We start from the raw sequence: 17,829 nt of genomic DNA, 5'->3' as shown, positions 1-17,829 counted from the left end.
ATGACCGCTGTCTTGCAAGACGAATCCGGCGCAGACATCGCCCAAGCCCTCGAAGACGGCTGGCTGCCGATTCGTGAAGTGGCGCGCCAGACCGGCGTCAACGCCGTGACCCTGCGCGCCTGGGAACGCCGTTATGGCCTGATCGTGCCCCAGCGCACGCCCAAGGGTCATCGGCTGTTCAGCGCCGAGCATGTACAACGTATCCACACCATCCTCACCTGGCTCAATCGCGGCGTACCGGTCAGCCAGGTCAAAGGCCTGCTCGATTCTGCCCAAGCCCTTCCCGACTCGGTAGAGAACGAGTGGCAAGCCTTGCGCCAGAACCTGGTACAGGCCGTCAGCGAGCTGGCCGAACGCCGGGTGGACGATGTATTCAACCAGGCCATGGCGCTGTACCCGCCGCGCACCCTGTGTGAGCAGCTGCTGCTGCCGTTGCTGCAGGAGTTGGAGCAACGCTGGCAAGGCCAGTTTGGCGCACAGATGGAGCGGGTGTTTTTCCTGTCCTGGCTGCGCAGCAAGTTCGGTGCACGTATCTACCACAATAATCGTCAGTTGCACGGCGCGCCGTTGTTGCTGGTCAACCACTCCGACCTGCCCCTGGAGCCGCACCTGTGGCTCAGCGCCTGGCTGGCCAGCAGTGCCGATTGCCCGGTGGAAGTCTTCGACTGGCCGCTGCCCGCCGGCGAGTTGGCCCTGGCGGCGGAACACCTGCAACCGCGCGCCGTGCTCCTGTACTCGAGCAAGGCCCTGCAATTGCCGGCACTTACCAAGCTGCTGGGCGGGGTCGGTTGCGCAAAACTGATCGTCGGACCGACGGTATGCATCCACCAGGCCGAGCTGGCCGTATTAACCCAAGACATTGCGCAATTGTTCGTGGCCGAAGACCCGTTGTCGGCCCACCAGCTACTGATCCAACGTGGACTTATTTAAATGCACTTGATCTGGCTGCGCACCGACTTGCGCCTTCACGACAACACCGCCCTGGCCGCCGCCTGCCAGCGCGGCCCGGTGGCGGCCGTGTACCTGATCACGCCGGAGCAATGGCTGGCCCACGACGATGCGCCGTGCAAAGTGGATTTCTGGCTGCGCAACCTGCAGCACTTGAGTCAGGCCCTGGGCGCACTGAACATTCCCTTGCTGATCCGCCACGCCGCCACCTGGGACCAAGCCCCCGCCGTGTTGAGCCAATTGTGCCGGGAACTGTCCATGGAGTCGGTGCACGTCAACGAGGAATACGGCATCAACGAAAGCCGTCGCGATACCGCCGTCGCCCAGGTATTGGAAGCCGACGGCGTGACGTTCCACCGCTACCTGGACCAACTGTTTTTCCAACCGGGCAGCGTGCTGACCAAGACCGGTACCTACTTCCAGGTGTTCAGCCAGTTCCGCAAGGTCTGCTACGCGCGCCTGCACAGCGCCTTGCCGCGCCTGGTCGCAACGCCCAAGGCCCAAGCCCCGTTCACGCTCAAGCGCGATCCGATTCCCGAACAGGTCGAAGGCTTCGAACCACCCAGCGAGACCCTGCGCGCCCTCTGGCCCGCCGGCGAAGACGAAGCCCGCCGCCGCCTTGATGCCTTCGCCGACCAGCAGATCAGCTACTACAAAGACGAACGCGACTTTCCGGCCAAGCCCGGCACCAGCCAGCTCTCCGCCTACCTGGCCGCCGGCGTGGTTTCGCCGCGCCAATGCCTGCACGCCGCACTGCAAACCAACCAGGGCGAGTTCGAAAGCGGCGACATCGGCGCTATCACGTGGATCAACGAACTGCTGTGGCGTGAGTTCTACAAACACATTCTGGTCGGCTACCCACGGGTCTCCCGTCACCGCGCTTTCCGTCCCGAGACCGAAGCCCTGGCCTGGCGTGATGCGCCCAGGGATCTCGCCGCCTGGCAGCAAGCCCGAACCGGCCTGCCGATCATTGATGCCGCGATGCGCCAACTGCTGGAAACCGGCTGGATGCATAACCGCCTGCGCATGGTGGTGGCGATGTTCCTGACCAAGAACCTGTTGATTGACTGGCGCGAAGGCGAGCGCTTCTTCATGCGTCACCTGATCGACGGCGACCTCGCGGCCAACAACGGCGGCTGGCAATGGAGTTCATCCACCGGCACCGATTCGGCGCCGTATTTCCGGATTTTCAGCCCGCTGAGCCAGTCGGAAAAATTCGACAGCGAAGGCGTATTTATCAAGCACTGGCTGCCGGAACTGGCCACGCTGAACAAGAAGGAAGTGCACAACCCGCAAGCGCTTGGCGGTTTGTTTGGCGTGGCGGATTACCCGCGCTCGATTGTCGACCTGAAAAAATCCCGCGAACGCGCCCTGGCGGCCTTTCGCAACCTGCCTTCACGCCAGGAGGTCGCCGAACATGAGTGACTTCCTGCGCCGCTTTGCCCAGACCTTTGCCTCGCTGGACAAGCACAACCTGCAGCTGCTCGACAGCCTCTACAGCAAGGACATCGCGTTCACCGACCCACTGCATGAAATCCATGGCCTGACTGCGCTGCACACGTATTTCGCCGAGCTGTACAGCAACGTCAGCCAGCTGCGCTTCGACTTCCACGGTTTCGACCAGGTGGCCGAGGGCGAAGGTTACCTGCGCTGGAAAATGAGTTTCTGCCACCCGCGCCTGGGCAAAGGCAAGGTTATCCGCGTGGAGGGCTGCTCGCATTTGATGTGGCATGACAAGGTGTACCGCCACCGCGATTACTTCGATGCCGGCGCCCTGTTGTACGAACACCTTCCCGTGCTGGGTGGGGTCGTCAGTTGGTTGAAAAGGAGAGTGGGATGAACGCACTGCCGCCCCGTCGTTATTGGCTGACCGGTGCCAGCAGTGGCATCGGTGCCGCATTGGCCGTGGAGTTGCTCAACAGCGGTGCCCACGTGGCCCTCAGTTCGCGCAGCAAAGGCCCGCTGGAAGCGCTCGCCCAACGGTACCCCGGCCAGGTGCTGGTGGTGGCCGGCGACCTGACCAATAGCCAGACAGTGCGCGAGATCGGTGAACACATCGGCGCGGCCTGGGGTTCGGTCGACACCGTCATCCTCAACGCCGGCACCTGTGAATATGTCGACGCCAAGCAATTCGATTCCTCGATTATCGAACACGTGGTGCGCACCAATCTGCTGGCCAGCAGTTACTGCATTGAAGCGGCGCTGCCGTTGTTGCGCGCCGGGCGCACGCCACACCTGGTGGGCGTCGCCAGCGCCGTGACCTACCTGCCGATGCCACGGGCCGAAGCGTATGGCGCGTCCAAGGCCGGGCTGCGCTACCTGTTCGAATCCCTGCGCATCAGCCTGTCGCCCGAGAACATCGATGTCACGGTGATCAGCCCGGGCTTCGTCGACACCCCGCTCACCGAACGCAATGACTTCCCGATGCCCCTGAGCTGGCCGGCCGACAAGGCCGCGCGGCATATCTTCGCCAAGCTGGAAAAACGCCCGCTGGAGATCGCCTTCCCGGCGGTGTTTATCGCCACGCTGTGGCCGCTGTCGAAACTGCCGAGCCGCGCGCAATTGATCATCGGCAAACGCATGTTGCGCAGCCCGCCACCGAAGAAGGACGACCTGTGAAGATCGCCATTATCGGCAGCGGCATCGCCGGGCTGACCAGCGCCTACCTGCTCAGCCGCCGTCACGACATCACGCTGTTCGAGGCGGGCGACCGTATCGGCGGGCATACCCACACGGTCAACGTCACCGTCGAGGGCAAACCCTATGCGGTGGACACTGGCTTCATCGTGTTCAACGACTGGACCTACCCCAACTTCATTCGCCTGCTGGGGCAGATCGGCGTCACCTTCAAACCCACCGAAATGAGCTTTTCGGTGTGCGACCAGAGCAGCGGCTTCGAGTACAACGGCAACAACCTCAACAGCCTGTTTGCCCAGCGCCGCAATATTCTGTCGCCGGGCTTCTGGGGCATGCTGCGTGACATCCTGCGCTTCAATCGCCAGGCACCGCTGGACCTGCAAGAGCAGCGCATCAGCGCCGAGATGACCTTGGGTGACTACCTCGAAGCCGGGGGTTACGGGCCGCGATTTATCCGGCATTACATCGTCCCGATGGGGGCGGCGATCTGGTCGATGTCCCTGGCGGACATGCTGGACTTTCCGCTGCAATTCTTTGTGCGCTTCTTCAAGAACCACGGCTTGCTCTCGGTGAACAACCGGCCGCAGTGGTGCGTGATCGAGGGCGGTTCCAGCCGTTATATCGAACCGCTGACCCGCAGCTTTCGTGAGCACATCCGCCTCGACTGCCCCGTGCACCTGGTCGAGCGCGACGCAGAGGGCGTGATCATTCACAGCGCCGCCGGCACCGAAGCTTTCGACAAGGTGGTGTTCGCCTGCCACAGCGACCAGGCACTCGCCTTGCTCGGCGACCCGAGCCAGGCCGAGCAGGAGATCCTCGGCGCCCTGCCCTATGCCGACAACGACGTGGTGCTGCACACCGACACACGCCTGCTGCCCGACCGCGAACTGGCCTGGGCCAGTTGGAACTACCGGCTCAGCGGCGACGCGCAGACCCAGGCCGCTGTCACCTATGACATGAACATCCTGCAAGGCATCGACAGTGCCACCACTTTCTGCGTCAGCCTCAACCAGACGCCGATGATCAACCCGCTGAAGATCCTCGCGCGCTACACCTACGCCCACCCGCAATACAGCCTGGCCGCCGTGGCCGCGCAAGCACGCTGGGAAGAATTGAACGGCACCCGACATACCTGGTATTGCGGTGCCTATTGGGCCAACGGTTTCCATGAAGATGGTGTCGTCAGCGCCCTGCGCGTGGCCGAAGCCTTTGGGGAAAGCCTGTGAACAGCGCCCTGTACAGCGGCTGGATCGCCCATCGACGGTTTGCACCCAAGGCCCACGCCTTTCGCTACCGCATCGGCCTGCTGTACCTGGACCTCAGCGAACAAGACGAAGTGCTCGGGCTCTCGCCCCTGGCCGGCGCGAGTCGCCTGGCACCCTTCGGTTTTCGCCAGCAGGACTACCTGCGTGAATTCACGCGCCACGGCATGAGCTTGACCGATGCCGTGCGCCAGGAAGTCGGCAAGGCCCTGGGGCATACACCCCTGGGCGTTATCTGCCTGCTGACCCAGGCCCGCAGTTGGGGCCTGGCTTTTAACCCAGTGAGTTTCTTCTACTGCTTCGAGGCCGATGGGCAACTGGCCGCGATCCTGTGCGAAGTGACCAACACCCCATGGCGCGAGCGCTATCACTACGTGCTGCCGGCCCAGGCCCTCGGCCCGGATGAGCACCAGCACTTCGCCGTGGCCAAGGCGTTTCACGTGTCGCCGTTTTTGCCGCGCGACCTGGAATACCGCATGAGCTTCAGCCCGCCCGCCGCCAAGCTCGGCGTGCACATGGCCGATTGGCAGGGCGACGTGAAAGTCTTCGACGCCACCTTGAGCCTGCACAAAGAAACGCTCAACCGCGCCAGCCTGCACCGTTACCTGTGGCGCTTTCCGTGGATGACCGCCAAGACCTGCCTGGCCATTTATTGGCAGGCCCTGCGCCTGTTGCTCAAGCGCACACCGATTTTTTCCCATCAGGCCGCCGACGGCGCCTCTCGCACAGCTGTCGGGTACACCAAGGATCGTCGCCATGAAATCCCCTAGCTTATCGGTCAAGACCAACCGCCTGAACGTCAACGGCATGACCAGTGCGCTGCTGCGCAAGGGTGTGCTGCGCCAACTCAGCCAACTGCGCCATGGCCAGTTGGTAGTGATCGAGGACGGCGAGCGCCAGGTATTCGGCGCACGGGAAGCGCACTTGCTGGGGGAAATCCAGATTGTCGATTCGGCGGTCTGGGGCCTGGTGGCGGCCAACGGTTCCATCGGCGCGGGCGAAGCCTTTATCCACGGTTATTGGACCAGCCCGGACCTGACGGCGGTGGTGCGGGTGATGGTGAGTAACCTGGATGTGCTCGACGCAATGGAGGGTGGCCTGGCGAGCTTGGCGCGGCCGTTCACCCAAGGCCTGCACTGGCTCAACCGCAACACGCGCAAGGGCTCGCAGAAAAACATCGCCGCCCACTACGACCTCGGCAATGACCTGTTCGAAGAATTCCTCGACCCGACCATGATGTATTCGGCCGCGCAGTTCCTGACGCCCGACGACACCCTGGAACAGGCGCAACTGAACAAACTGGAACGCATCTGCCAGAAGCTCGCGCTCAAACCTACCGACCACTTGCTGGAGATCGGCACCGGCTGGGGCAGCATGGCCCTGTATGCCGCGCAGCATTACGGCTGCAAGGTCACCACCACGACCTTGTCCAAAGAGCAGTTCGCCTACACCGAAAAACGCATCGCGGCCCTGGGCTTGCAAGACCAGGTCACGTTGTTGCTGCAGGACTACCGCGACCTGACCGGCGAGTACGACAAGCTGGTGTCCATCGAGATGATCGAAGCGGTGGGCCATCGCTTCCTGCCGACCTACTTCAAACAGTGCGCGCACCTGCTCAAGCGCGATGGCCTGATGTTGCTGCAAGCCATCACCATCCGTGAGCAACGCTTTGAGCAGGCGAAGAACAGCGTCGACTTTATCCAGCGCTATATCTTCCCCGGCGGCGCCCTGCCGAGTGTGCAGAACATGCTGCACATCGTCAGCCGCGACACCGACATGAACCTGTTGCACATGGAGGATTTCGGCCTGCACTACGCGCGAACCTTGCGCCTGTGGCACGAGAACTTTCGCCACGCCCACGGCCGCCTGACGGAGTTGGGCTACGACGAATATTTCCTGCGGCTGTGGGAGTTTTACCTGTGCTACTGCGAGGGTGGCTTTATGGAGCGCACCATTGGCACTGCGCAATTGCTGCTGGCCAAACCGTCGGCCATCAACCCTCCGTTGCTCGGGCGCTTCAGTGCTTAAACCACTGGCCAACGCCATACTGTTCCAGTGCGGGTGGTTTGCCTGCGTACTCGGTGGCGATAGCCCCTGGTTGCTGGTGGGGCTGGCGGTGCTGGCAATCCACCTGCTGTGGATAAGTTCGTGGGCCCAGGACGGCGCGCTGATCATCAGCGTAATACTGGCGGGCACGGCGTTGGACACGCTGTTGCGCGCCGCAGGGGTTTTCCAGTTCAGCGAACCGGGGCCATTGATTCCGTTCTGGCTGATGCTGCTGTGGGGGCTGCTGGCGACTACTTTGCGCCATTGCTTGGCCTGGAGCGCCCGGCCCTGGTGGCGCGCCGCACTACTGGGCGCGGTGGGTGGGCCGTTGTCCTATTACGCTGGCAGCCAATTGGCCGGCGTACAGTTTGGCTATGGCCTGGGCCCGACAATGGCCGGGCTGGCCGTTCTCTGGACCGTAGTGTTCTCACTCCTGGCACGCGCCGCGACCGGCAAAAGATGAAGCTGGTCGGCTTCTACTTGCAGCTTGCAGCTTAAAGCTTGAAGCTGCCGCCCATGACCAACATCCCCCACATTCAAATCACCGAACCCGCCGTCACCTGCTCGACCTGCGCGGCCTGCTGCTGCCAGCTGGAAGTGATGCTGATCACCGACACCGGCGTGCCGGAGCGCTATATCGACACTGACGATTGGGGCGGTGAAGTGATGCTGCGCCTGGACGACGGCTGGTGCGCGGCGCTGGATCGCGACACGATGATGTGCACGATCTACGAGCGTCGGCCGCTGATTTGCCGGGAGTTCGAGATGGGCGCACCGGAGTGCCTGACCGAACGCGAAGGAATCGCCACGGCCTACCGCTGATCTAAAGACTGATGACGATCAAAATGTGGGAGGGGCTTGCCCACTCCCACATTGTTCTGCAGCGTTCCTGGGAATTACAGCGGCATGGTGTAGTGCAGCGAGTAGCTTTCTACACCGTCGTTACTGCTGCTGATCCCGGCATTGGAGTAGTGCGTGGCGCGAATGCCCACTTCATGCCCACCGGTGAAGCGCAGGCCGAAACCCAGGCGGTCTTCGAACTGGAAAGCCTGGCCGATGTTGTTGTCTTCCAGCTTGGTACGGGAAAACACCGCCACGCCGATCCCGGCTTCGATGTAGGGCTTGACCGACTGGCCGGCAAACTCATACACAAATACCGGCGAGAACGACAGGCTGCTGGCACCTGCACGCTCATCACCGTCCCAATAGGTGTAGGCGCCGCTCCAGTAGCCGGTCAGGCGACCGACGTCGCTCTGCATCCAGCTTTTGTCCCAATCCGAGGTCAAGCCCAGTCGATAGGTCAACGTCGAATCGCTGGTACTGCCCACCCCAAATTCCAGGCCTGCGGCCTGGGTCGAAACAGAGTGTCCCACCACTACAGCCGCAATCGCGGCTAAACAGAACAAGCGCTTCATAAGAAACAGTCCTTTGAAAACGAAGTTGTATGATTTTTTACAGGCCATCTCGCTATAGAAGCTGACGCACATTCAGAAGTTCAGCGACATTTCACGAAATTTTCACGACCCGAAGCTTCGCACAACTCCAGAATGTTTCCATAGTGTCGGTAGGATATTTCTTAGGTGATACACATCGCCGCTGGTCCAGAACTGTGCAGGCTCAGGATCGCCTAGGGCCAGCAGATCGCGCTCGCCCAGCAAACGCTTGAGCTGCCGCGCGACGGCAGCGCCGGTGTCGATGAGGATGATGCTGGGGGGCAGCATCTGCGCCAGAAGCGGCTTGAGGAAAGGATAGTGGGTGCAGCCGAGGATGATGGTGTCGCAACCGGCGCTGAGCAGCGGGTCGATATAGCCCTGCAATAAATGACGCAGGGCCAGGCTGTCGAGGTCACCGGTTTCAATCAGCTCCACCAGGCCCGGGCACGGCTGGGTGATCACCCGCACATCGGTGGCAAAACGGTCGAGCAACGCGGCGAACTTGGCGCTTTGCAGGGTGCCGGTGGTGGCGAGCACCCCGACCACGCCACTGCGAGTGGCAGCGGCAGCGGGTTTGACCGCGGGCTCCATACCCACCAACGGCCAGTCGGGGTAGTCCTGGCGCAAATCCGCGACGGCCGCCACGGTTGCGGTGTTGCAGGCAATCACAAAAGCCTTGGCGCCCTGCTCGCGGAAAAACTCGGCAACCGAACGGGAACGCTCAAGAATGAACGCCGGGGTTTTCTCGCCATAGGGGATATGCCCGCAATCGGCCACGTACAACAGTGACTCATGGGGCAGCAATTGCTGAATCTCATCCAGCACCGACAAGCCGCCGACGCCGGAATCGAACACACCGATCGGCGCGTCCTTACCCATGTCGCGTCCCGCAGACACTGCAACCGGGATCACGCTTGACCCGCAATTCGCGAAAGCGTGTGCTCAATGCGTCGATCAGCAGCAAGCGCCCCACCAGCGGCTCGCCGAAACCCGCCAGCAACTTCAAGGCTTCCAGGGCTTGCAGGCTACCGACCAGGCCCACCAGAGGGCCGACCACGCCCGCTTCGCTGCAGGTCAGTTCAGTGTCGCTGCCGTGCCCGTATAGACAGTGATAGCACGGGCTTTCGGCGCGACGCGGATCGAATACCGACAGTTGCCCTTCGAGGCGAATCGCCGCGCCGCTGATCAATGGCTTGCCCATCGCCACGCAGGCGGCATTGACCGCCTCGCGGGTGGAGAAGTTGTCGCTGCAATCGAGCACCACGTCCACGCCTGCCACCGCCGCCGCCAAGGTATCGGCATCCAGCGCGACGCGATGGGCGACCAATTTGACTTCGGGGTTGAGGGCGCTCAAGCGATGGATGGCCGAGTCGACCTTGGCCTGGCCGACGCTGTCGGTGTCATGGATGATCTGGCGTTGCAGGTTGGTGAGGTCGACGGTGTCGAAATCCGCCAGGTGCAATTCGCCGACGCCAGCGGCGGCCAGGTACATGGCCACCGGGGCGCCCAGGCCACCGAGGCCGATGATCAACGCACGGCCGTTTTTCAGGCGCAATTGGCCATCGATGTCGACATGCTGCAACAGAATCTGTCGGCTATAGCGCAACAGCTCCTGATCGGTCAGCACGGCCGGCGTCCCACGGAGATGCGCTCATGACCGCCCAGGTCAATACGGCTGTGCACTTGCTCGAAGCCTTGGCTCAGCAACAGGTCGCGCACCGCGCCAGCCTGGTCGTAACCGTGCTCCAGCAGCAGCCAGCCCGCAGCGTTCAGATGGGCTGGGGCCTGGGCGATGATCAGGCGCAGGTCGTCCAAACCATCATGGCCTGCCACCAGGGCGCTGGCCGGCTCGAAACGCACATCGCCCGCCACCAGGTGCGGATCGTTGTCGGCGATGTAGGGCGGGTTACTGATGATCAGGTCGTAGGCGTGACCTGCCAGGGCGCTGAACCAATGGCTGTTGAGCACCGTGGCGTTATTGAGGTGCAGGCGCTGGCGATTGCGTTCTGCCAGTGCCACGGCCTCCAGCACGCGATCGACGGCCGTGACGTGCCAGGCCGGACGCTCGCTGGCCAGGGCCAGGGCGATGGCGCCGCTGCCGGTGCCGAGGTCGAGGACCTTGACCGGTGTGGCCGGTAACAATTCCAGGGCCGCTTCCACCAGCAGCTCGGTGTCCGGACGCGGGATCAGCGTGTGGGGTGCAACCTCCAGGTCCAGCTTCCAGAAACCTTGCTGGCCGAGGATATAGGCCACCGGCTCACCGGCGCGGCGGCGTTGCAGGTAGCCAGCAAAAGCCAGGGCGTGTTCGCTGCTGACGATTTTTTCCGGCCAGGTGTGCAGGTAGCTGCGGGACTTGCCCAAGGCCGCCGCCAGCAGTAACTCGGCATCCAGGCGCGCGGTGGGCGAGTCGGGCAGGTCGGCGGCGCGCAGCAGGCTGGCGATGATGGTCATTTATTCACCTATCGCCGCCAGTTGATCGGCCTGGTATTCGGCGAGCAATGGCTCGATCACCGCGTCCACGCCACCGGCGAGAATCTCGTCCAGGGAATAAAGGGTGAGGTTGACCCGGTGGTCGGTGACCCGGCCCTGGGCAAAGTTGTAGGTACGGATGCGCTCGGAGCGGTCGCCCGAGCCCACCAGCAATTTGCGCTCGCTGGCAATCGCGTTGGCGGCGGCGCTGGTCTGCTGGTCATTGAGCTTGGCCGACAGCCAGGACATGGCCCGCGCACGGTTCTTGTGCTGGGAGCGCTCTTCCTGGCACTCCACCACGATGCCCGACGGCAAGTGGGTGATGCGGATCGCCGAGTCAGTCTTGTTGACGTGCTGACCACCGGCGCCCGACGAGCGGTAGGTGTCGACCCGCAGGTCGGCCGGGTTGATCTCGATGGCTTCCTGCTCGTCCGGCTCGGGCAACACGGCCACGGTGCATGCCGAGGTGTGGATGCGGCCCTGGGATTCCGTCGCAGGAACGCGCTGCACGCGATGGGCACCGGACTCGAACTTCAGCTTGCCGTAGACGTTGTCGCCTTCGACCCGCGCAATGACTTCTTTATAGCCGCCGTGCTCACCTTCGTTCTCGGACAGGATCTCGACCCGCCAGCCGCGACGCTCGGCATAACGCGAATACATGCGGAACAGGTCGCCGGAGAAAATCGCCGCTTCGTCGCCGCCGGTGCCGGCACGGATTTCGAGAAACACATTGCGACCGTCGTTCGGGTCCTTGGGCAGCAGCATGCGTTGCAGGTCGCCTTCCAGCTCGGCCAACTTTTCCTTGGCTTCGCGGACTTCTTCCACGGCCATTTCACGCATGTCCGGGTCGTTGTCCTTGAGCAGCGCCTGGGCACCTTCGAGGTCGGCCTGCACTTTCAGCAGGTTCGTGTAGGTAGCCACCACGGGCTCAACTTCGGCGTATTCCTTGGAATAGGCACGGAATTTGGTCTGATCGGAGATGACCTCACCGTCGCCGAGCAAGGCGGTCAGTTCTTCGAAACGGTCCTGGAGCACGTCCAGTTTATTGAGCAGTGACGCTTTCATTGCGATTTTTTATCCGAAGAGCTGGGCGCGCCCTCACCGAGGGCAAAGAGTTCCTGGGCCATGGCCAGCGCATCGAGGCGGCCTTCGGCGGTAAGTTTTTTTAATTGTACGCTGGGCGCATGCAGCAACTTGTTGGTCAGGCCGCGGGCCAGTTGCATCAGCACCTCCTCGGCGCTGCTGCCGTTGGCGAGCAGGCGCTGGGCCTTGATCAACTCTTCATCACGCAGGCGTTCGCCCTGCTGACGATACGCCTTGAGCACGTCCACCGCCGCCAGTTCGCGCAGGCGCACCATGAATTCGTCGGCGCCGATGCTGACCATCTCTTCAGCAGCCTGGGCAGCGCCCTGGCGACTCTTGAGGTTTTCGGCAACCACTTCATGGAGATCGTCGACGCTGTAGAGGTAAACGTCGTCCAACTCGCCGACTTCGGGCTCGATATCCCGGGGAACGGCAATATCGACCATGAAGATCGGCTTGTGCTTGCGCAGTTTCAGCGCGCTTTCGACTGCGCCCTTGCCGAGGATTGGCAGCTGGCTGGCAGTGGAGCTGATGACGATATCGCTGCGTACCAGTTCGGCCGGGATGTCCGACAGCAGCACCGCATGGGCGCCGAATTGCTCGGCGAGGATGCTGGCGCGCTCCAGGGTACGGTTGGCGACCACGATGCGCTTCACGCCCAGGTCATGCAGGTGGCGAGCCACCAGGGTGATGGTCTCACCGGCGCCGATCAACAGCGCCTGGCTGCGCTGCAAGTCGCTGAAAATCTGCTTGGCCAGGCTGACGGCGGCAAACGCCACGGACACCGGGTTTTCACCGATGGCGGTGTCGGTGCGCACCTGCTTGGCGGAATTGAAGGTGGCCTGGAACAGACGGCCCAGCAGCGGACCGACGGTGCCGGCCTCGCGCGCCACGGCGTAGGCGGATTTCATCTGGCCCAGGATCTGCGGCTCGCCCAACACCAGCGAATCGAGACCGGATGCCACACGCATCATGTGACGAACTGCCGCATCGTCTTCATGCACATAGGCGCTCGCGCGCAGGTCTTCGAGGCTCAAATGGTGATAATCAGCCAGCCAGCGCAGTACGACATCCGCTGAAAGATGTTCCTGCTCTATATAAAGCTCACTGCGATTGCAGGTCGAAAGGATCGCAGCTTCGCGGCTGTCGGTGAGACGGCAGAGCTGCTGCAAGGCCTCAACCAACTGCTCTGGCGTAAACGCCACGCGCTCGCGCACGTCTACGGAGGCAGTCTTGTGGTTAATACCGAGTGCGAGGAAGGCCATTCAATATCGCTGATGATGTCGGGAAGCCGACAATTGTCCTACTTCGAAAGATTCAGAACAACCACCGTCGTCTATTGTCCTAGTAGCTTATGCCTATAAAAAGGCCATCTGTAGGCGCAAGCCTGCTCGCGATGGTCGTGAACCATGACGCGGCCTCCTGAGAAAACGCGTTGTCCTCAGGCTTTTCGCGAGCAAGCTCGCGCCTACACGGTTATGTTTGGCCGAAGGCTTGTGTCATGATGATCCGACCGCAGGTTAGTCGTCCTCTTCCTATATGAATAGATCCTCCGCGTTGCTCCTTGCTTTTGTCTTCCTCAGCGGCTGCCAGGCCTTGGCCCCCGCGTCGCCGGACGGTACGCCGCCGGTGGAAGACAGTACTCCCGCCCCTGAAAAGCCCAAGGTTTATTCCTCGTTCAGTGAAGAAACGATCTTCAGCCTGCTGAGCGCCGAACTGGCTGGCCAGCGCAATCGCTTCGATATTGCGCTGGATAACTATGTAACCCAGGCTATCAACACTCAAGACCCGGGAATTTCCGAGCGGGCGTTCCGCATTGCCGAGTATTTGGGGGCCGATCAGGCCGCGCTGGACACCTCGCTGATCTGGGCGAAGAACGCGCCGGACGATCTGGAAGCCCAGCGGGCCGCAGCCATCCAATTGGCGCGGGCCGGGCGTTATGACGACTCCATGGTCTATATGGAGAAAGTCCTGCAAGGCAAGGGCGACACCCATTTCGACTTTCTTGCGCTGTCGGCTGCCGACACCGACCAGGACACGCGCAACGGTTTGATGAAGAGTTTCGACCGCCTGCTGCAAAAACACCCGAAGAACAGCCAACTGGTATTCGGCAAGGCCCTGCTACTGCAACAGGATGATGAAGCCGAAGCCGCACTGAAGCTGCTGGAACAGAACCCGCCGGAAGAGGGCGAGATCGCGCCGATTCTTCTGCGCGCGCGCCTGCTGCAGAACCTCAATCGCGGCAAGGAAGCAATTCCACTGCTGGAAAAAAGCATCAAGAAATACCCGGACGACAAGCGCCTGCGCCTGACTTATGCACGCACGCTGGTGGAGCAGGACCGCATGGAGGACGCCAAAGTGCAGTTCGCCAACCTGCTCCAGCAATACCCGGATGACGATGAACTGCGTTACTCCCTGGCGCTGGTGTGCCTGGAAGCCAAGGCCTGGGACGAGGCCAAGGGTTATCTGGAAGAGCTGATCGAGCGTGAAAGTCATGTCGACTCGGCACACCTGAACCTGGGCCGCATCGCAGAAGAACGCAGCGACCCACAGGCCGCCCTGCTCGAATACGCACAAGTCGGCCCAGGCAACGACTACCTGCCGGCCCAACTGCGCCAGGCCGACATCCTGATGAGCAACGGTCGCACCGACGAGGCAGAAAAACGCCTGGCCGCTGCACGGGATGCGGAACCGGACTACGCGATACAGCTTTACCTGATCCAGGCCGAGACCTTGTCCGCCAATAATCAGGGTGAGCGCGCCTGGAAGGTACTGCAACAAGCCTTGCTGCAATACCCCGACGATTTGAACCTGCTGTACACCCGCGCCATGCAGGCGGAAAAACGCAATGACCTGGCGCAGATGGAAAAAGACCTGCGCCTGATCATCAAGCGCGACCCGGACAACGCCATGGCCCTGAATGCCTTGGGCTACACCTTGTCCGACCGCACCACGCGTTACGACGAAGCCAAGGTGTTGATCGAACAAGCGCACAAGCTCAACCCGGAAGACCCGGCCGTACTCGACAGCCTGGGCTGGGTGAACTATCGCCTGGGCAACCTCGACGAAGCCGAACGCTTGCTGCGCCAGGCGCTGGAGCGCTTCCCCGATCAGGAAGTCGCTGCACACCTGGGCGAGGTGCTGTGGGCCAATGGCAAGCAGCGCGAAGCCCGCCAAATCTGGGAAAAATTCCTCAAGGAACAACCCGAAAGCCCCATCCTGCGCGGCACCATCAAGCGCCTGACCGGATCCGAGACCCTTTAAGCTTATGTTCTTGCGCCACGTTGTAGTGTTCAGTCTTATCGCCCTGCTCGCCGGTTGCGCGGGCATAGGCAGCCGTGAATCCGTTGAAGGCCAGGGCAACCCGGCGCAATGGAAGCAGCACAAGGATCAGCTCGCCAGCATCGACGGCTGGCAGATCGAAGGCAAAGTGGGTGTGCGCGCGCCGAAAGACTCCGGCAGCGGCACCTTGTTCTGGCTGCAACGCCAGGACTACTACGACATTCGCTTGTCCGGCCCTTTGGGCCGTGGCGCCGCCCGCCTGACCGGTCGCCCGGGACAAGTCAGCCTCGAAGTGGCCAATCAGGGCCGCTATGAGGCCACCTCGCCCGAAACACTGCTGGAAGAGCAGATTGGCTGGAAACTGCCGGTCTCGCACCTGGTGTGGTGGGTCCGTGGCTTGCCCGCACCGGACAGCAAGAGCCGCCTGAGCCTTAACGGTGACAGCCGCCTGGCCACCCTGGAACAAGATGGCTGGCAGGTGGAGTACCTCAGCTACGTGGAACAGGGCGGCTATTGGCTACCAGAGCGCATCAAGCTGCACGGCACCGACCTGGACGTCACGCTGGTAATCAAGGACTGGCAACCGCGCAAGCTGGGGCAATAACGTGACCGTAGAAAAACTGACCCTGCCCTCACCTGCCAAACTCAATCTGATGCTGCACATTCTCGGTCGCCGTGAAGACGGCTACCACGAACTGCAGACACTGTTTCAATTTCTCGACTACGGCGATGAGCTCACCTTCGCCCTACGCGACGATGGTGTGATCCAGCTGCACACTGAATTCGAAGGCGTGCCCCACGACAACAATCTGATCGTGAGGGCGGCCAAAAAACTTCAGGAGCAGTCCGATTGTTCGCAGGGCATCGATATATGGATCGATAAAATTTTGCCCATGGGGGGCGGAATCGGGGGTGGCAGTTCAAATGCCGCGACCACACTGCTGGGGCTGAACCACTTGTGGCAACTGGGTTGGGACCATGATCGCCTGGCTGCGCTGGGCCTCACGCTGGGCGCCGACGTCCCGGTTTTCGTGCATGGACACGCCGCTTTTGCTGAAGGCGTGGGGGAAAAACTCACCCCGGAATACCCCGAAGAGCCTTGGTATGTCGTGCTTGTCCCGCAAGTATCTGTAAGTACAGCAGAAATTTTTTCAGATCCACTGTTGACACGTAACTCTCCTCCCATTAAAGTGCGCCCCGTTCCCAAGGGAAACAGTCGAAATGACTGCTTACCGGTTGTAGCAAGGCGTTATCCAGAGGTACGTAACGCTTTGAATTTGTTAGGTAAATTTACCGAAGCAAAATTAACCGGAACTGGAAGTTGTGTGTTTGGGGGCTTCCCAAGCAAAGCTGAAGCTGATAAAGTCTCGGCCCTTCTTACAGAGACCCTTACAGGGTTTGTAGCAAAGGGAAGCAACGTTTCGATGTTGCATCGCAAGCTGCAAAGTCTGCTCTAAAAGGAATCGAGTACTGGGTACTCGTTGCAACAGATACAGGGGCGTCGCCAAGCGGTAAGGCAGCAGGTTTTGATCCTGCCATGCGTTGGTTCGAATCCAGCCGCCCCTGCCATTTTCTAATACTCATCCAGGTTACCCTCAGCCTCTAGGTACTGCGCGTGTCCAAGATGATGGTCTTTACGGGGAACGCCAACCCCGATCTGGCTCGACGTGTCGTACGTCAGCTGCATATCCCTCTCGGTGACATCTCTGTCGGTAAGTTCTCCGACGGCGAAATTACAGCCGAGATCAATGAAAACGTCCGCGGTAAAGACGTCTTCATTATTCAGCCGACCTGCGCTCCGACCAACGATAACCTGATGGAACTCGTCGTGATGGCTGATGCCTTCCGCCGCTCCTCAGCGACTCGAATCACAGCTGTAATCCCTTACTTTGGTTATGCCCGTCAGGATCGCCGTCCGCGTTCCGCACGTGTGGCTATCAGCGCGAAAGTCGTTGCTGACATGCTGACCGTGGTAGGCATTGACCGTGTTCTCACGGTTGACCTGCACGCTGACCAAATCCAGGGGTTCTTCGATATTCCAGTAGATAACATCTACGGCTCCCCAGTATTGGTGGATGACATCGAAGACCAGCGCTTTGAAAACCTGATGATCGTGTCCCCGGACATTGGTGGCGTCGTGCGTGCACGGGCGGTTGCCAAATCCCTGGGCGTGGACCTCGGGATCATCGACAAACGCCGCGAGAAAGCCAATCACTCTGAAGTGATGCATATCATCGGTGATGTCGAAGGGCGTACCTGTATTCTGGTTGATGACATGGTCGACACCGCCGGCACCCTGTGCCACGCGGCCAAAGCCTTGAAAGAGCACGGTGCAGCTAAAGTCTTCGCCTACTGCACACACCCTGTGCTGTCGGGCCGAGCGATCGAGAACATCGAGAATTCCGTGCTGGACGAACTGGTGGTGACTAACACCATCCCGTTGTCCGCAGCAGCTCAAGCCTGTGCGCGTATCCGTCAACTGGATATCGCACCGGTAGTTGCCGAAGCGGTTCGCCGCATCAGCAACGAAGAATCGATCAGCGCGATGTTCCGCTAAGGGTCAAACCTTCGGAACACCTCACTGACGAAAAGCGCCCCGCCCCAGCATACTGTTGGGGCGGGGCTTTTTTGCCCATATCGCCTTTAGCGCTGGTCGCAAACGCTGGGGC

Annotated in this window: 19 protein-coding genes and 1 tRNA gene; 14 read left to right on the top strand and 6 right to left on the bottom strand. The window is 61.3% G+C overall.

Going from position 1 to position 17,829, the window contains the following annotated elements; all coding sequences use genetic code 11:
* From FIV39_RS00410 to FIV39_RS00370, 9 genes are read left to right on the top strand one after another with little or no spacing between them, the layout of a single operon-like run.
* Complete coding sequence (locus FIV39_RS00410) at positions 1–930, top strand: MerR family transcriptional regulator (RefSeq protein WP_090409616.1); 930 nt, start codon at positions 1–3, stop codon at positions 928–930.
* Positions 931–2,373 carry a deoxyribodipyrimidine photo-lyase gene (phrB, locus tag FIV39_RS00405; RefSeq protein ID WP_090409618.1) on the top strand — a complete coding sequence of 481 codons (1,443 nt, stop codon included), beginning with the start codon at positions 931–933 and terminating at the stop codon, positions 2,371–2,373.
* A complete protein-coding gene (locus FIV39_RS00400; RefSeq protein WP_090409620.1) occupies positions 2,366–2,788 on the top strand; it encodes a nuclear transport factor 2 family protein in 423 nt (140 codons plus the stop codon). The genes phrB and FIV39_RS00400 overlap by 8 nt, the downstream gene beginning before the upstream one ends.
* Positions 2,785–3,567 (top strand): SDR family NAD(P)-dependent oxidoreductase, encoded by a 783-nt coding sequence (locus FIV39_RS00395; protein WP_090409622.1) that lies wholly within the window; start codon positions 2,785–2,787, stop codon positions 3,565–3,567. The genes FIV39_RS00400 and FIV39_RS00395 overlap by 4 nt, the downstream gene beginning before the upstream one ends.
* Complete coding sequence (locus FIV39_RS00390; RefSeq protein ID WP_090409623.1) at positions 3,564–4,811, top strand: NAD(P)/FAD-dependent oxidoreductase; 1,248 nt, start codon at positions 3,564–3,566, stop codon at positions 4,809–4,811. The genes FIV39_RS00395 and FIV39_RS00390 overlap by 4 nt, the downstream gene beginning before the upstream one ends.
* On the top strand, positions 4,808–5,617 hold the full coding sequence (locus FIV39_RS00385; RefSeq protein ID WP_090409625.1) for a DUF1365 domain-containing protein: 810 nt from the start codon (positions 4,808–4,810) through the stop codon (positions 5,615–5,617). The genes FIV39_RS00390 and FIV39_RS00385 overlap by 4 nt, the downstream gene beginning before the upstream one ends.
* The gene (locus FIV39_RS00380; protein ID WP_090409627.1) at positions 5,604–6,875 is read left to right on the top strand and encodes an SAM-dependent methyltransferase; all 1,272 of its coding nucleotides are present in this window, start codon (positions 5,604–5,606) and stop codon (positions 6,873–6,875) included. Before FIV39_RS00385 ends, FIV39_RS00380 begins: the two co-directional genes overlap by 14 nt.
* Positions 6,868–7,356 carry a DUF2878 domain-containing protein gene (locus FIV39_RS00375; RefSeq protein WP_090409629.1) on the top strand — a complete coding sequence of 163 codons (489 nt, stop codon included), beginning with the start codon at positions 6,868–6,870 and terminating at the stop codon, positions 7,354–7,356. The genes FIV39_RS00380 and FIV39_RS00375 overlap by 8 nt, the downstream gene beginning before the upstream one ends.
* Before the next feature lie 53 nt (positions 7,357–7,409).
* Positions 7,410–7,715 carry a YkgJ family cysteine cluster protein gene (locus FIV39_RS00370; RefSeq protein ID WP_027606879.1) on the top strand — a complete coding sequence of 102 codons (306 nt, stop codon included), beginning with the start codon at positions 7,410–7,412 and terminating at the stop codon, positions 7,713–7,715.
* Positions 7,716–7,789: 74 nt separating this feature from the next.
* Here FIV39_RS00370 and FIV39_RS00365 read toward each other — a convergent pair whose 3' ends face one another.
* From FIV39_RS00365 to hemA, 6 genes are all read right to left on the bottom strand, one after another.
* Positions 7,790–8,308, bottom strand: coding sequence for an acyloxyacyl hydrolase (locus tag FIV39_RS00365; RefSeq protein WP_090409631.1), 519 nt, complete (start codon positions 8,306–8,308; stop codon positions 7,790–7,792).
* A 102-nt stretch (positions 8,309–8,410) separates the two neighbouring features.
* Positions 8,411–9,205: a glutamate racemase gene (gene murI / locus FIV39_RS00360; RefSeq protein ID WP_090409633.1), complete on the bottom strand. Its 795-nt coding sequence runs from the start codon at positions 9,203–9,205 to the stop codon at positions 8,411–8,413.
* Positions 9,198–9,953: a molybdopterin-synthase adenylyltransferase MoeB gene (locus FIV39_RS00355; RefSeq protein ID WP_090409635.1), complete on the bottom strand. Its 756-nt coding sequence runs from the start codon at positions 9,951–9,953 to the stop codon at positions 9,198–9,200. The genes murI and FIV39_RS00355 overlap by 8 nt, the downstream gene beginning before the upstream one ends.
* Positions 9,947–10,777 (bottom strand): peptide chain release factor N(5)-glutamine methyltransferase, encoded by an 831-nt coding sequence (gene prmC, locus FIV39_RS00350; RefSeq protein WP_090409637.1) that lies wholly within the window; start codon positions 10,775–10,777, stop codon positions 9,947–9,949. Before prmC ends, FIV39_RS00355 begins: the two co-directional genes overlap by 7 nt.
* Positions 10,778–11,860: a peptide chain release factor 1 gene (gene prfA, locus FIV39_RS00345; protein ID WP_090409639.1), complete on the bottom strand. Its 1,083-nt coding sequence runs from the start codon at positions 11,858–11,860 to the stop codon at positions 10,778–10,780.
* Positions 11,857–13,143 carry a glutamyl-tRNA reductase gene (gene hemA / locus FIV39_RS00340; RefSeq protein WP_090409641.1) on the bottom strand — a complete coding sequence of 429 codons (1,287 nt, stop codon included), beginning with the start codon at positions 13,141–13,143 and terminating at the stop codon, positions 11,857–11,859. The genes prfA and hemA overlap by 4 nt, the downstream gene beginning before the upstream one ends.
* 274 nt (positions 13,144–13,417) lie before the next feature.
* On the opposite strand from hemA, the gene FIV39_RS00335 reads away from it, so the two are divergent.
* The 5 genes from FIV39_RS00335 to FIV39_RS00315 all read left to right on the top strand — a co-directional run bounded on the left by FIV39_RS00335 (position 13,418) and on the right by FIV39_RS00315 (position 17,717).
* On the top strand, positions 13,418–15,142 hold the full coding sequence (locus FIV39_RS00335; protein ID WP_090409642.1) for a tetratricopeptide repeat protein: 1,725 nt from the start codon (positions 13,418–13,420) through the stop codon (positions 15,140–15,142).
* Positions 15,143–15,146: 4 nt separating this feature from the next.
* Entirely contained in the window at positions 15,147–15,764 is a 618-nt protein-coding gene (gene lolB, locus FIV39_RS00330; protein WP_090409643.1) for a lipoprotein insertase outer membrane protein LolB, read from the top strand.
* A 49-nt stretch (positions 15,765–15,813) separates the two neighbouring features.
* Positions 15,814–16,617 carry a 4-(cytidine 5'-diphospho)-2-C-methyl-D-erythritol kinase gene (gene ispE / locus FIV39_RS00325; protein WP_244176499.1) on the top strand — a complete coding sequence of 268 codons (804 nt, stop codon included), beginning with the start codon at positions 15,814–15,816 and terminating at the stop codon, positions 16,615–16,617.
* 37 nt (positions 16,618–16,654) lie between these two features.
* A tRNA-Gln gene (locus tag FIV39_RS00320) sits at positions 16,655–16,729 on the top strand.
* A 46-nt stretch (positions 16,730–16,775) separates the two neighbouring features.
* Entirely contained in the window at positions 16,776–17,717 is a 942-nt protein-coding gene (locus FIV39_RS00315) for a ribose-phosphate pyrophosphokinase (RefSeq protein ID WP_003171603.1), read from the top strand.
* Positions 17,718–17,829: the final 112 nt, after the last annotated feature.

The organism is Pseudomonas grimontii (assembly GCF_007858185.1).
Classification (GTDB): domain Bacteria; phylum Pseudomonadota; class Gammaproteobacteria; order Pseudomonadales; family Pseudomonadaceae; genus Aquipseudomonas; species Aquipseudomonas grimontii.
The sequence above is the reverse complement of the archived record's forward strand: the minus strand, read 5'-3'. Positions and strand labels throughout refer to the sequence as shown.